Raw genomic sequence first — 13,451 nt, 5'->3', positions numbered from 1 at the left:
CGTACGGCTGACAGGCGCGGACGTCAGAGATTCGTCATGGTTCACGGCGGCACTAGCGGCCCTGCCCCGGCCTACGGTCGCCCCATGGCAAGGTCTCCCTTCTCTCCCTCCTTCTGGCGCAGCCCGCTGCGCGGCCCCTGGCTGACCTCGGTCCTGGGCGTCGTGCTGCTCGGCGGGATCACCGTGCTGTTCGTGACGGGGCTGGTGTCCTACGCCGCCTACAACCCCAACCTGGCGCCGGTGAACGACAAGACCCCGGACAAGGGCGTCCTCGGCTTCTACCTCTTCTCCTGGCCGACCGACCCGCACTGGCTGTACCGGCTCAACCAGGGCGTCCACGTCACGCTCGGCATCACCCTGATCCCGGTCCTGCTGGCCAAGCTGTGGTCGGTCGTGCCGAGGCTCTTCACCCTGCCGCCGGCCCGCTCGCTCGCGCACGCCCTGGAGCGGATCTCGCTGCTGCTCCTGGTCGGCGGCGCGCTGTTCGAGTTCGTGACGGGCGTGCTCAACATCCAGCTCGACTACATCTTCCCCGGCTCCTTCTACACCCTGCACTTCTACGGGGCGTGGGTGTTCTTCGCCGCGTTCGTCGCGCATGTGGCGCTGAAGACACCCATGGCCTGGCGCAATCTGCGCCGGCTGCGCGAGGAGAAGGAGGAGGAGAACGACCTGGTCGCCGCGGACCCCGCCGAGCCGACCGTCTCCCGCCGCGGCGCCCTGTGGTTCGTCGGCGGCGGCTCACTGCTGCTGTTCCTCACCACCGTCGGGCAGAACTTCGACGGCGCCCTGCGCCGGACCGCCCTCCTCGCCCCGCACGGCGGCGCCGAACCGGGCAGCGGGCCCGGCGCCTTCCAGATCAACAAGACGGCCGAGTACGCCGGGATCCGCGACGCCGAGACGAACGAGGAGGCGTGGCGGCTGGTGGTCGTGGGCCGGGACGGGCGGACCGTCCGCCTCAGCCGCACCGACCTGCTCGAACTGCCGCTGCACAGCGCGGCGCTGCCCATCGCCTGCGTGGAGGGCTGGTCGACGTCCGACCAGTGGTGGCGCGGCGTACGGCTCCGCGACCTCGCGGCTCTGGTCGGCCACGCCGGCGATCCGCCGGACGTGCTGGTCGAGTCCCTGCAGCGGCGCGGCGCCTTCCGCCGGGCGGCCCTGCGCGCCAACCAGGTCGCCGACTCCCGCTCCCTGCTCGCCCTGTTCGTCAACGGCGAGGACCTGACCCCCGACCACGGCTACCCGGCGCGGATCATCGTGCCGGCCGCGCCCGGTGTGCTGAACACCAAGTGGGTGGCGCGGATGACCTTCGGAGACCTGTGATGCGACGACCCAAGCCCATCCCCGTCGGCAGTCCCCTCCAGATCCTCCTGCTCGCCTGCTCGTTCGCGCTCGCCGGATACGCGGGAGTGCGGCTGCTGGAGGGCGACTGGTTCGAGGTCACGCTGTGGTTCGTGGGAGCGGCCGTCGTGCACGACCTCGTGCTGGTGCCGCTGTACGGGGCGGCGGACCGTGCGCTGCTACGGGGCTTCGAGGCGGTCGACAGCCGCCGCTGGATGCCGTACGTCCGCGTCCCGGCCGCGTTGTCGTTGCTGCTCCTGCTGGTCTGGTTCCCCCTGATCACCGGGCGTGTGGCGGACCGCTACGCCTCCGGCACCGGCCTGAACGCGGACGGTTTCGCGGCCCGCTGGCTGCTGATCACGGCCGTGCTCTTCGGGGGGTCGGCCGTGGTGTTCGTGGTGCGCCGGCGCCGCGAGGCGAAGCGGGCGGCCGGCGCACACTGACGCCTACGCGGCCGACCCGGCGCCGGGCGGTCGCGGAAAGCCCTCCGTCCGCAGGACCCTGCGCTCGGCGTCCACCGCGAACACCTCGCAGCCCTTCCTCGCGGCGGCCCACTCGACGCCCTCCGCGCCCATCGCGAACGCGGCGGTCGCCACCGTGTCCGCGACGGTCAGGGAGGACGCCACCACACTCAATGACAGCAGCCCGGTCGCCGGACGCCCCGTGCGGCCGTCGACGATGTGGTCGCCGCGCTCGTAGCGCGCGGACGTCGCGATCGCCCCGTCGGTGAGCTCGGCCACCGTGCACACCTTCTCGGCGTGCTCGGGGTGCCGTACCCCCACCCGCCACGGCCCGCCGGAGGCGACCACGTCACCCCCGGCGTTGAGGACGAAGCGCCGCGCACCCGCCGCTCTCAGCAGCTCGGCCGCCCGCTGCACGGACCAGCCCTTCACCACCGCGCACGGATCCAGCCCGCGCCCGGGCAGCCGTACGTCGAAGGCGCCGCCCGTGGCGACCCGGTACTCCTCGCACAGCCCCAGCACCTCGTCGAGGTCCGCGCTGACGTCCCCGCGCGCGATCTCACCCCGGTCCAGGCGGCAGACCTCGCTGTCCGCCTTGAACGGGCTGAACCGGGCGTCGACCTCACGCAGCCACGCGAACACGGCGTCCGCCACGTCCTCGCCCACGTGCTCGTCATCGACCCGGAGCGAGACCGGGAACCCCATCACATGCTCGACGCGGTGCACGTCAGGCGGCCTTCGCGTCGATGGCGGCCTGGAGGGATTCCCGGTAGCCGTCGCTGGTGATGGTGGCGCCGGAGACGGTGTCGATGTCGGCGCTCTGGGCTTCGAGGGTTTCGGCGATGAGCTTGGGCACCGCCGCTGTCGTCTGGGGGTGGTTGGGCTGCTGGAGCATCTTCACGGCCGAGATCTTGGTGCCCTGGAAGGTCACCTGGACCTGCACGGGGCCCTTCTCGGTCTGCACGGTCGAGCCCTTCACGACCGTGTTCCCGGAGTCGGACGCCGCCGAGGACGACGCCGAGGGCGTCGAGGCCGGAGCGGCGGTCTCCGTGGTGGTCGTGCCGAGGGACGGCTCGTAGAGCCAGACCGGGACCAGGCCCGCGACGCTCAGGACCAGGACGGGTATTGCTCGCTTCACGATGTCTTCCTTGTCCCTCTCAGCCCGCCAGGCTGAAACGCTCGAAGTGGACCTGCTCCTTGGGCACGCCCAGCTCGCGCAGGCTGCCGATCACCGCGTTCATCATGGGCGGCGGGCCGCACAGGAAGACGTCCCGGCCGGTGATGTCCGGAACCAGCCGCGCCAGCTCGGCGGGGGCCAGCTTGTCCGGCGTGACCGGGCCGGTCACCAGGTGCAGCTCGGCGCCCTTGGCGTGGGCCAGCTCCACCAGCTCGCCGTACAGGACCGCGTCCCGGTCCGAGGCGACCCGGTAGATCACGACCGCGTGGCCGTGCAGCTCCTCCAGCAGCGCCCGGATGGGCGTGACGCCGACGCCGCCCGCGATGAGCACGGCCTCCGGCCGGGTGCGGTGCATCGCCGTGAAGGCGCCGTAGGGGCCCTCGGCGAAGACGCGCGTGCCGACCTTCATGTGCCGGAGGGCCGCCGAGCCGTCGCCGGCCGCCTTCGCGGTGAGGCGCAGCTGGTTGCCGTCGGGGGCCGCCGACAGGGAGAAGGGGTTGGCCTGCCACCAGCGGTCCTTCGTCAGGAACCGCCACAGGAAGAACTGACCGGCCCGAGCGGGCAGCTTGTCCAGGTCACGGCCGGTGACGTAGATCGAGACGACGTTGTCGGACTCGGGGACCACGGCCGAGACACGGAACTGGTGGCGCCAGTTCCGCCACAGCGGCAGCACCAGCCGGCCGACGAACACCGCGCCCAGCGCGACGCCCCACACCGCGTACCAGTACGCCGTGGCGGCGGACGACGAGGTGAAGGACGTACCGACCGCGACCTGGTGCGTGAACGCCAGCACCACCGCGACGTAGGTGTACAGGTGGATGAAGTGCCACGTCTCGTACGCGAGCCTGCGCCGCGCGAAGCGCGCCGAGACCACGCCGATCACGATGATGATCCCCAGCGCGACGACCGCGCGCAGCACGCCCTCGACCGTCTCGGCGAGGTCGATCAGCTGGTTCACCGGGTCGAGGAAGGACGACTCGGCGTAGCCGAAGGTGATGAACACGGCGTGCGCGAGCAGGGCCCACAGCACGCTGAAGCCGGTCCAGCGGTGCCAGGAGGTCAGCCGGTCCATGCCGATCCGGCGGTCCAGCCACGGCAGCCGGGCCACCAGCAGCAACTGGAAGGCCATGAGCAGCGCGCCGAACAGGCCGGTGAGGCGGCCCACCACGATGAGCGCGTTCGAGGCGAAGCCGGCGGCGAAGAAGAAGTAGAGCACCGCGGCCACGTTCGCGGCCAGCACGGCGTACAGGCCCGTGCGGGCCACCACCCTGGGGCGTATCGCCGCGGGGGGCGCAGGGGGTGATTGGACGGTCGTCGTCACGGCGACAGCTCCTTGATCTCGTCTGGGATACCGAGCTTGTCCCGCGGGAGCTGTCGAAAAGCTGTCGTAGATCTTTCAAGTATCTATCGATGTGGTCGCGGCCCCCCACCCGCCCCCGACGACCGGCGACGGGTACCGCACTATGAACGGGTGGAGAAAGTACGCCTGCTGGTCGTGGACGACGACCCGCCCATCGCCGACCTCGTCGCGACGGTCGCCCGCTACGAGGGCTGGGAGGCGGTCACCGCGAACTCCGGTGAGGAGGCGCTGCGGCTCGCCGCGGACTTCCGCCCGGACATCGTGGTGCTGGACCTGATGCTGCCCGACGTGGACGGATTCGGCGTCCTGGACCGGCTGCGGGCCGCCGGGGCCATGGTGCCCGTGGTGTTCCTCACCGCCCGCGACGGGGTCGCCGACCGAGTGGCCGGGCTGACCCGGGGCGGCGACGACTACCTGGTCAAGCCGTTCGCCGTGGAGGAGCTGATGGCCCGGCTGCGGACCGTGCTGCGGCGCAGCGCGGGCCCCGGCTTCCAGCGCTCCGTCCTGCGGGTCGCGGACCTGACGATGGACGAGGACACCCGCGAGGTGCGCCGCGGCGACAAGCTGCTCACGCTCACGCCGACCGAGTACGAGGTGCTGCGCTATCTGATGCGCAAATCGCCGACCGTGCTCACCAAGGCGCAGATCCTCGACCATGTGTGGGAGTACGGCTTCGGCGGCCGCTCCAACGTCGTCGAGCTGGTCGTCAGCAGGCTGCGCCGCAAGCTCGACGAGGCCGACGACGGCACGGCACCGCTGATCCACACCGTGCGCGGCTTCGGGTACGTGATCCGGCAGGCGGCCGAGTGATCGGGCGGCTGCGGCGGGCTTGTCGCGCGATGCGGCTCGGCACCCGGCTGGCGCTGGGGCTCGGGGCGCTGTCCCTGGTGGTGTTCGCGGTCGTCGGCACCGCCCTCACGACATACATGCGCGACTACCTCTCCGCCCAGCTCGACACCACGCTGGCGCAGGGCCAGGTCGCCCAGGCCAAGTCCATCGCGGACTACGGCACGCTCTCCGGCAAGAAGTACTACAGCTGGTACTACGCCGTGTACGACGTGGACGGCGGCACGCCCGTGCTGCGCCGCCCGGAGGCCCCCGGCGACCTGCCCGAGGACGTCGACGACTTCACCTCCCTGGCCCGGGCCCAGTCCACCGCGCACACGGAGCTCCTGCGCACCGAGCACGTCAGGGGCGAGGGCGTGTACCGGCTGCGCGCCTGCGAGGTCGAGCCGGGCGTGGTGCTGGTCAGCGCCGCGCCCATGGCGGACATCGAGGACACCGTCGGCCAGTTGATCACCATCCAGGCCGTCACCTTCGGGCTCGCGCTGCTGGCCCTCGTGGTGCTCGGGCGGGGCATGCTGCGGCGGGGCCTGAAGCCGCTGAGCGACATGGCGCACACCGCCCGCGACATCACCTCGCACGACCTGACCGACTCGGGCCGGCTGCCGGTGCGGCACGACGCGCGCGGCGGCGGGCCCGAGGTGGAGGAGCTGCGCACCGCGTTCAACACCATGCTGGAGCACATCGACGACTCCCTCGTGGTCCGCGCGGAGGCGGAACAGCGCCTGCGCCGCTTCGTGGCGGACGCCTCGCACGAGCTGCGCACGCCGCTGATGTCGGTGCGCGGATACGCCGACCTGTTCCAGTACGCCGCCGCCAACGCCCCCGAGGAGCGGGACAGGCACCTGGCACGCCTGCGCGCCGAGGCCGCCCGCATGGGCTTCCTGCTGGACGACCTGCTGCTGCTCGCCCGCCTGGACGCCGCCGAGGTCGAGACACCGCTGCGCCCGCAGGAGGCGGACCTGGTGGAACTGGTCGAGCAGGCGGCGGACGCGTTCCGCGTCACCCACGCCGACCACCCGCTGACGGTGACCCCGGGACCCGATTCCCTGAAACTGCGCCTGGACCCCCAGCGCATCCGCCAGGTCCTGGACAACCTGCTCACCAACGCGGCGATGCACACCCCGCCCGGGACCCAGGTGTCCGTGGCGGTGTCGATCGCGTCCGGTGCGGCGGTGGTCCGCATCGCCGACGCCGGCCCCGGCATCCCGCCCGCCGACCGGGAACGGGTCTTCGACCGCTTCTACCGCGTCGACAAGGCCCGCAGCCGGGACCGGGGCGGCAGCGGCCTGGGACTGGCGGTCGCCCAGTCCCTGGTGCGCGCCCACGGCGGCCGGATCGACCTGACCAGCGAGCCGGGGGCCACGGTGTTCACGGTGACGATTCCGCTGGCGGTCGGGAGGGACGTCTAGACTCAAGCCCCAACGGCCCGGAGCCCGTGGTCAAAAGCGGGCGACTTCTGCCAAACCCGAGGGGTATTCGGCGCTTTGATACGGATAGATTCAGTCACCAAGCGGTACCCGGACGGCACGGTGGCGGTCGACGGGCTCTCGTTGGAGATACCCGACCGCTCGATCACCGTTCTGGTGGGGCCGTCGGGCTGCGGGAAGACGACCACGCTGCGCATGATCAACCGGATGGTCGAACCCAGCGAGGGCACCATCCTCATCGACGGCGTCGACAGCCGGCAGCAGCCCGTCAACACCCTGCGCCGGTCCATGGGATACGTCATCCAGAACGCCGGCCTCTTCCAGCACCGCACGATCCTCGACAACATCGCCACCGTGCCCCGGGTGCTCGGCTGGGGCAAGGAGAAGTCCCGGGCACGGGCGCGGGAACTGATGGAGCGGGTCGGCCTCGACGCAACCCTCGCCAAGCGGTACCCGTACCAGCTCTCCGGCGGCCAGCAGCAGCGCGTCGGCGTGGCCCGGGCGCTCGCGGCGGACCCGCCGGTACTGCTGATGGACGAGCCGTTCTCGGCCGTGGACCCCGTGGTGCGCAAAGGGCTCCAGGACGAACTCCTGCGCATTCAGGAGGAGCTGGGCAAGACCATCGTCTTCGTCACCCACGACATCGACGAGGCCGTCAAGCTCGGCACGATGGTCGCCGTGATGCGCACCGGCGGCAAGCTCGCCCAGTTCGCCCCGCCCGCCGAGCTGCTCTCGCACCCCGCCGACGCGTTCGTCGAGGACTTCCTCGGCGCCGACCGCGGCATCCGGCGGCTGTCCTTCTTCCCCGCCGCCGGACTGGAGTTGCTCACCGCGCCCGTCCTGCCGATCGACGCCACCGCCGAGCAGATCGCCGCGCACGACCCGGCCGACGCCCCCTACCTCCTCGTCACCGACGCGGACGGCAGGCCCCTCGGCTGGAGCGAGCCGCAACACCTGACCGCCGGAAGCATCGCACCGGAGGAACTCCTGCCGCACGGGCGGCCGTTCGTCCCCGGCACCGACTCGCTGCGCGCCGCGCTGGACTGCGCCGTGCTCTCGCCCACCGGCTGGGCCGTCGCCGTGGACACCGACGGCCACGCCACCGGCGTCGTCTCGCAGCAGACCATCGCCGAGGCGATCCGCGGCGCCCACGCCGAGGGACGCGCGGACGGCACGGCCGACAGCGACACGGCCGCGAAGGTCGCCGGATGAACTGGGACCGCTTCTTCGACATCCCCAGCGACCTCCAGCACAGCTGGCTCGGACTGATCGGGCTGCATCTGCGCGAGGCCCTGCTGCCGGTGCTGGCCGGACTGGTGATCTCGCTGCCGCTGGCCCAGCTGTGCGTGCGCTTCCGCTGGCTGTACCCGCCGGTCCTCTGGGTGACCACCGTCCTGTACGCCATCCCCTCCCTGGCCTTCTTCGTCCTGCTCATCGACTACACCGGCCAGACCGAGCTCACGGTGATGATCCCGCTCACCGTCTACAGCCTCGTCGTGCTGGTCCCGGCGATCGTCGACGGCGTGCGCTCGGTCCCGCAGGAGACCCTCGCCGCCGCCAAGGCCATGGGCTTCGGACCCGTACGCCGCTACGTCCAGGTGCAGTTGCCGATCGCCGTGCCCGCGATCATCGCCGGGCTGCGGGTGGCGACCGTGTCCAGCATCAGCCTCGTCAGCGTCGGCGCGCTGATCGGCAACCAGGGCGCGCTCGGCAACCTGATCAACGACGCCAACATCTACAACCGGCCCGAGCTCGCGCTGAACGCAGTGCTCACCATGGCCGTCCTGGCGATCCTCGCCGACGGTCTGCTGGTCGTCGTACGCATGCTGCTGACGCCGTGGATGCCACGCCGGGCACGCACGACACCGAAGGCCGACCGGCCCGACGCGGCCGCCGCAGCCCTGGAGGACGCAGCCCGGTGAACCTGTTCCACTTCATCAGTGACTTCTTCCGCGACGGCGCGCACTGGCAGGGCTACGACGGCATCCCCACGCGCGTGGGCGAGCACGTCCAGTACACCCTCCAGGCGCTCGGCATCGCCGCCCTGATCGCCCTGCCCGTCGGCCTGGTCACCGGCCACTACGGGCGCGGCGGCAACGCCCTCGCGTTCATCGCCGTCGCCGGGCGGGCCCTGCCCACCTTCGGCCTGCTGGTGCTGATGACCCTGATGGTGGGCTTCGGCATGGTCAACGTGATGACCCCGCTGGTGATCCTCGCCGTCCCACCGATCCTCGTCACCACCTACGAGGCGATGCGCTCCGTCGACCCCTCGCCGGTGGACGCCGCGCGGGGCATGGGCATGAGCGAGGCCGGCGTCCTGTTCCAGGTCGAACTCCCGGCCGCGCTCCCGCTGATCCTCAGCGGCCTGCGCTCGGGCGCCATCCAGATCGTCTCCACGGCCACCATCGCGGCCTACGTCAGCCTCGGCGGCCTCGGCCGCTACATCATCGACGGCCTCTACCAGCGCGACTACGAGAAGGTCGTGGGCGGCGCCACCCTGGTCGCCGCGATGGCCCTGGCGACCCTCGCGGTGTTCTGGGCCCTGGGGCGGTTCGCGGTTTCGCCGGGGGTGCGCAGGCACGGCTGACCGCGCGGGGACGGCCGCATCGCGACCGCGTCGACCTCGAAGGGCATCCCCGGCAGCGCGAGCGACGCCGAGAGTGGGGGAGGGCGTGCGGCGCCCGGCCGAGGGCCTCCAGGGCCGAACGCAGCCGGTCGAAGGCCAGGTCGACCTGGGCCGCGAAGTCGCCGGGTACCGGAGCGCCGGTGGCGTCGGAGGCGTACTGGCCGCCGACGAAGACGGGTTCACCGGGCGCGGACACGGCGTGGCTGTAGCCGAACGGGGTCGGGGCGCGGGCATTCCGTGGGCGACGTCAGCCCTGCGTGCGCGACAGCGCCAGTTCCAGTACGACCAGCAGGGCGTCCCGCACCGAGCCGCGCTCCCGGGCGTCGAAGACGACGACCGGGACGCCGTCGGTGACGTCGAGGGCCCAGCGGATCTCCTCCAGGGTGTGCTCGACGTGGCCGTCGAAGGCGTTGGCGGCCACCGCGAACGGGATTCCCTTGTGCTCGAAGTAGTCGACGGCGGCGTAGCAGTCGTCCAGGCGCCGGGTGTCGACGATGACCAGGCCGCCGACCGCGCCCTGAACGATGTCGTCCCACATGAACCCGAACCGCTCCTGGCCGGGCGTGCCGAACAGGTACAGCTTCAGCGTCGGGTCGATGGTGAGGCAGCCGAAGTCCATGGCCACGGTGGTCGTGGTCTTGCGCGGGGTGTGCGTCAGGTCGTCCACGCCGGCCGCGACCTCGGTGATGGCGGCCTCCGTGGTCAGCGGCTCGATCTCGGATATCGAGCCCACGGCGGTGGTCTTGCCCACGCCGAACCCACCCGAGATCACCATCTTGACCGGCAACGGCGGTCGTACGGTGGCCGGTTCAGTCGCTGTCACTGAGGACCCCTCGTGCGTCGGGGATGGCGCGCAGGCCGTCGATGACCCTGCGCAGGACGGATGCGTCGTGGACGACGCCGGAGTCGGGTACGTGCACCGTCAACCGCCCCTCGGCGCGCAGGTCCTCGGCGAGGACCCGCACCACGTTCAGGTGCAGCCGCAGCCGGGCCGCGATCTCCGCGATGGACTGCGGCAGCCGGCACACGGCGACGATGTCGTGCTGCTCGAAAGAGAGCCGGTCGAGCGCGTCGAGCCCCTCGGGGGTGGCCACCACCTGGGTCTCCACGGGCATCGACCGTCCGTCGGTCCCGTCCGCCACCCGGCCGGCGGTGAGCAGGAACGGCCGCACGGCGGAGGCGGGGCCGACCGGGTCCGGGCCGTCGGGCTCCGGCGGTGGGGTGCCGTCCGCCATGGGGTCGTCCGTTCTCGGGTCAGCGGGCCGACGAAGCGCCGACGCTGTTCTTCAGCTCCAGCACCAGCTGCGGGCTGAGCGCGGCACCGGCACGGTTGGCGAACACCGTCATCTCGTAGGCGATGTTGCCCAGCTTGGCCTCCTTGTCGGTGACCACGCCGAGCACGGCGCCGCTGCCGATCGCGGAGACCAGGACGTGGCCGCCCTCCAGGTCGATGATGACCTTGTTCAGGCCGCCGAGACCGTAGTTGCCGGAGGCGCCGGCGGCCAGGCTCGTGATGCCGGAGACGATCGCGGCGAGCCGCTCGGAGTCGGCCGGCTCCCGCAGCTCGGACACGGCGATGAGCAGACCGTCGGACGAGACGGCGATGGCGTCCACGACGCCGGCCGTCTCGGTCGCGAAGCGGTTCAGCAGCCAGGTGAAGTCGGCTGCGGCGGCCTTGAGTTCGGCCGGCGTGACGGCTTGAGCCGGGGTGCCACCTGTCGACGTGCTCACTGCTGCGCTCCTTCCGGGAGGTCGTTCTGGTGGTGCGAGTGGGGGGTCGTGGGGGAGACGTGCTGTGCGTGGTCGCCGTCGCGTCGGCTGTCGCGGTGCGCACGCTCCACCGCCGCCTCGAACTCGTCCAGCGCGGCACGCACCGCCTCCGCGTCGAGGTCCGGCGGGGTCTGCCGGGGGACCACCGCCGGTCGCTCGGCGGAATCCGCGGCCGTACGCAGGGTCGCACCGCGCACGCGGCGGCGCAGCGGGCGTGCGGCGGGGGCTTCGCCGGCGGGCTTCGGGTCGGGCCGGGGCGACCGGTCCTCCGCGGCGGTTTCCTCGGCACGCTCCTCGTCGGGGATCCGCGGCTTCGCGCGCTGCGAGACCCGGCGGGGGAGCGGCCGCGACCCGTCGTCGGCGGGTACGGCGTCCTCCCGCGCCGTGGGCGACGGCACGGGGCCGGTGACCGCATCGGCACGGGCGCCCGGCCGCTGCGGCGTCCCGCCCTCCGCGACCGCCGCCAGCGCCGCCGTGGCCAGCGACCCCGTCGTGCTCCCCGTCACCAGCAGCGCCGCCGGCACCGTCACCTCGGCCGTCACACCGCCGCCCGGGGTGCGCGAGAGCGTGACCGCGATCTCCCAGCGGCGGGCCAGCGTGCCGACCACGAACAGGCCCAGCACCTTCGTCGGCACGAGGTCCAGGCGCTCGCGGCGGATCAGCCGGGCGTTCTCCTCGTCGAGGCGCTCGGGGCTCATGCCCAGGCCGTGGTCGCGGACGACGATCACCGCGTCGTCGCCGGCCGCCGACACCGCCACCTCGACCGGGCTGCCCTGCGGCGAGAACGACACCGCGTTCTCCAGGAGTTCGGCCACCATCAGCGTCAGGTCGCCGATGACCTCCGGCTCCACCACGGCCTCGGTCCGCGCGCGCAGCTCCACCCGCTGATAGCCCTCGATCTGGCCGAGCGCGGCGCGTACGACGTTGGTGAGCGAGGTGGGGCCGACGTCGAGGTCCGCCTCGTGGATGCCGGCGAGCAGCATCAGGCTGTCGGCGTTGCGGCGCAGCCGGACCGCGATGTGGTCGATCGAGTACAGACGCTCCAGCAGCGCGGGATCCGTCTCGCCCCGCTCCACCGTGTCGATCAACGCGAGCTGACGTGTCGTGAGGTTGCTGACCCGGCGGCCCACGTTGCCGAACATCTCGGCGACGTTGCGCCGGCTGAGCACCTGCCGCTCCAGCAGCGCGGCCGCCGTGGTCTGCACCTGGTTGAACGCCTCGGCGAGGTCACCGATCTCGTCGCGCGCCGTCACCGGCATCTCGCGCAGCCGCGGCGGGCCGTCGTCCTCGGCGTCGTCGTCGGCCACCCGCGCCAGCTCCCGCTCGGCGACGTCGGCGACCTGTCGTGCCGCGTCCGTGAGGGCCTGCACCGGGCGGACCACCGAGCGGCGCACCAGCATCGCCAGGGCCAGCCACACGGCGAAGCCCAGCAGAGCCAGTCCCAGCAGCAGGACCGCCCGCCACGCCGCCGTGTCGGACGTGCTGTCGGCCTGGTCGGCGATCTGGTCGATGAGCGAGGTGGTGATCGCCAGCCGTGTCCTGGCCTGGTCGCGGTAGGCGCCGTAGGAGTCGAGCGCCGCCGCGAGCGAGGTGCGGATCTCGGCGGGCGAGCCGGCCTGCACGGCGCCGGGGTCGATCTGGAGGTCGGCGTACTGCCGGCTGATGACGGCCTGTGCGGCGGTGTACTTGATCCCGTCGAGCTGCGCGGACTGTGCCTCGGTGGCGAACCGGGAGAAGCGTTCGGCCTGGTGGGTGTACTCGTCGTAGGAGCCGATCGCGCCGATGAACTCGATGAGCGCGTTGGAGTCACCGGTCGAGGCGGAGAACACACCGGTCTCGAAGGCGCTGTGCGCGGCGCCGGCGCGCAGCAGCGAGTCGAGCAGGTTGCCGGTGAAGGTGGTCGCGAGATCGGGGTTGCGGTCCAGGCCCAGGCCGTCGATCAGACCCTGGGCGGCGTGGGTGTAGGCCGGGTCGATGTTGCTGGCGGGCAGATAGCCCTGCTCGACGGTGTCACGCAGGCTGCTCAGGCCCTCGACGCCCTTGAGCGCCTGCGCCTCGGTCTCGGGCAGCCGGTCCCCGAAGGCGTCGCGCACCCGGTCGACCTGGGAGTCCACCCTGGACTGGGCGGTGCGGTAGGCGGCGGTCGGGGGCTCGTCGCCGTCGGCGGCCTCGTGCCGTACGGAGAGCAGGACGGCCTGCTGGTGTTCGGCGGCCAGCCGGTCGACGAGCGTGGCGACCTCGGCGCTCTCCCGGACCAGTCGCGCGGCGTCGGCCGCGTCGCGCGACTGCGCGGTCTGGTCGGCGATGAGGTAGGCGAGCAGGACGGCGACCAGGGCGAGCGGCACCCCGACGAGGAGGTTGAGCTTGCGCCGGAAGGGCCAGCGTTCGGCGAAGCCGCGTATCCGACGGGGGCGAGGTGCGCCCTCCTCGTTCGTGGACACCGAGT

At 72.2% G+C, this 13,451-nt stretch carries 14 protein-coding genes and 1 pseudogene; 7 read left to right on the top strand and 8 right to left on the bottom strand.

The genetic code is table 11. The features are described 5' to 3' along the window. The first annotated feature begins 84 nt into the window (after positions 1-84). Together IM697_RS32820 and IM697_RS32815 are read left to right on the top strand one after the other, a co-directional pair. Complete coding sequence (locus IM697_RS32820) at positions 85-1,320, top strand: molybdopterin-dependent oxidoreductase (protein WP_194039715.1); 1,236 nt, start codon at positions 85-87, stop codon at positions 1,318-1,320. Then, on the top strand, positions 1,320-1,781 hold the full coding sequence (locus IM697_RS32815) for a hypothetical protein (RefSeq protein ID WP_194039714.1): 462 nt from the start codon (positions 1,320-1,322) through the stop codon (positions 1,779-1,781). Before IM697_RS32820 ends, IM697_RS32815 begins: the two co-directional genes overlap by 1 nt. A 3-nt stretch (positions 1,782-1,784) precedes the next feature. On the opposite strand, the gene IM697_RS32810 is transcribed toward IM697_RS32815, so the two are convergent. The 3 genes from IM697_RS32810 to IM697_RS32800 are packed head-to-tail and all read right to left on the bottom strand — an operon-like array spanning position 1,785 to position 4,243. Continuing rightward, a complete protein-coding gene (locus IM697_RS32810; RefSeq protein ID WP_194049982.1) occupies positions 1,785-2,504 on the bottom strand; it encodes an FAD:protein FMN transferase in 720 nt (239 codons plus the stop codon). A 22-nt stretch (positions 2,505-2,526) separates the two neighbouring features. Next, positions 2,527-2,937, bottom strand: a complete 411-nt coding sequence (locus tag IM697_RS32805; protein WP_194039713.1) for an FMN-binding protein — start codon at positions 2,935-2,937, stop codon at positions 2,527-2,529. A gap of 19 nt (positions 2,938-2,956) precedes the next feature. Further along, the gene (locus IM697_RS32800) at positions 2,957-4,243 is read right to left on the bottom strand and encodes a ferredoxin reductase family protein (protein ID WP_194049981.1); all 1,287 of its coding nucleotides are present in this window, start codon (positions 4,241-4,243) and stop codon (positions 2,957-2,959) included. Between the two features lie 204 nt (positions 4,244-4,447). Here IM697_RS32800 and IM697_RS32795 point away from each other — a divergent pair, with 204 nt between their 5' ends. From IM697_RS32795 to IM697_RS32775, 5 genes are all read left to right on the top strand, one after another. After that, positions 4,448-5,146, top strand: a complete 699-nt coding sequence (locus IM697_RS32795; RefSeq protein WP_194039712.1) for a response regulator transcription factor — start codon at positions 4,448-4,450, stop codon at positions 5,144-5,146. After that, positions 5,143-6,591, top strand: a complete 1,449-nt coding sequence (locus IM697_RS32790; RefSeq protein ID WP_194039711.1) for a sensor histidine kinase — start codon at positions 5,143-5,145, stop codon at positions 6,589-6,591. The genes IM697_RS32795 and IM697_RS32790 overlap by 4 nt, the downstream gene beginning before the upstream one ends. Positions 6,592-6,666: 75 nt before the next feature. Then, positions 6,667-7,821 carry an ABC transporter ATP-binding protein gene (locus tag IM697_RS32785; protein WP_194039710.1) on the top strand — a complete coding sequence of 385 codons (1,155 nt, stop codon included), beginning with the start codon at positions 6,667-6,669 and terminating at the stop codon, positions 7,819-7,821. Further along, complete coding sequence (locus IM697_RS32780) at positions 7,818-8,531, top strand: ABC transporter permease (protein ID WP_194039709.1); 714 nt, start codon at positions 7,818-7,820, stop codon at positions 8,529-8,531. The genes IM697_RS32785 and IM697_RS32780 overlap by 4 nt, the downstream gene beginning before the upstream one ends. Further along, positions 8,528-9,196 carry an ABC transporter permease gene (locus IM697_RS32775; RefSeq protein WP_194039708.1) on the top strand — a complete coding sequence of 223 codons (669 nt, stop codon included), beginning with the start codon at positions 8,528-8,530 and terminating at the stop codon, positions 9,194-9,196. The genes IM697_RS32780 and IM697_RS32775 overlap by 4 nt, the downstream gene beginning before the upstream one ends. Before the next feature lie 11 nt (positions 9,197-9,207). Here the strand turns inward: IM697_RS32775 and IM697_RS45150 are convergent. The 5 genes and pseudogenes from IM697_RS45150 to IM697_RS32750 all read right to left on the bottom strand — a co-directional run. After that, a pseudogene (locus IM697_RS45150) lies at positions 9,208-9,476 on the bottom strand (RidA family protein); the annotation flags it as partial. A gap of 6 nt (positions 9,477-9,482) precedes the next feature. Then, positions 9,483-10,010 (bottom strand): GTP-binding protein, encoded by a 528-nt coding sequence (locus IM697_RS32765; RefSeq protein ID WP_228045056.1) that lies wholly within the window; start codon positions 10,008-10,010, stop codon positions 9,483-9,485. Positions 10,011-10,044: 34 nt separating this feature from the next. Then, complete coding sequence (locus IM697_RS32760) at positions 10,045-10,470, bottom strand: DUF742 domain-containing protein (protein WP_194039706.1); 426 nt, start codon at positions 10,468-10,470, stop codon at positions 10,045-10,047. Between the two features lie 19 nt (positions 10,471-10,489). After that, positions 10,490-10,966, bottom strand: a complete 477-nt coding sequence (locus tag IM697_RS32755; protein WP_194039705.1) for a roadblock/LC7 domain-containing protein — start codon at positions 10,964-10,966, stop codon at positions 10,490-10,492. After that, complete coding sequence (locus IM697_RS32750) at positions 10,963-13,446, bottom strand: sensor histidine kinase (protein ID WP_228044271.1); 2,484 nt, start codon at positions 13,444-13,446, stop codon at positions 10,963-10,965. The genes IM697_RS32755 and IM697_RS32750 overlap by 4 nt, the downstream gene beginning before the upstream one ends. Between the last annotated feature and the right edge of the window lie 5 nt (positions 13,447-13,451).

It is taken from the genome of Streptomyces ferrugineus, assembly GCF_015160855.1.
GTDB classification, from domain to species: Bacteria; Actinomycetota; Actinomycetes; order Streptomycetales; family Streptomycetaceae; genus Streptomyces; species Streptomyces ferrugineus.
The sequence above is the reverse complement of the archived record's forward strand: the minus strand, read 5'-3'. Positions and strand labels throughout refer to the sequence as shown.

Excerpts from the sequence above, each read along its gene's own strand:
- IM697_RS32820 (WP_194039715.1), top strand. The coding sequence starts at position 85 with ATGGCAAGGTCTCCCTTCTCTCCCTCCTTCTGGCGCAGCCCGCTGCGC.
- IM697_RS32815 (WP_194039714.1), top strand. The coding sequence starts at position 1,320 with ATGCGACGACCCAAGCCCATCCCCGTCGGCAGTCCCCTCCAGATCCTC.
- IM697_RS32810 (WP_194049982.1), bottom strand. The coding sequence starts at position 2,504 with ATGGGGTTCCCGGTCTCGCTCCGGGTCGATGACGAGCACGTGGGCGAG.
- IM697_RS32780 (WP_194039709.1), top strand. The coding sequence starts at position 7,818 with ATGAACTGGGACCGCTTCTTCGACATCCCCAGCGACCTCCAGCACAGC.
- IM697_RS32765 (WP_228045056.1), bottom strand. The coding sequence starts at position 10,010 with ATGGTGATCTCGGGTGGGTTCGGCGTGGGCAAGACCACCGCCGTGGGC.
- IM697_RS32760 (WP_194039706.1), bottom strand. The coding sequence starts at position 10,470 with ATGGCGGACGGCACCCCACCGCCGGAGCCCGACGGCCCGGACCCGGTC.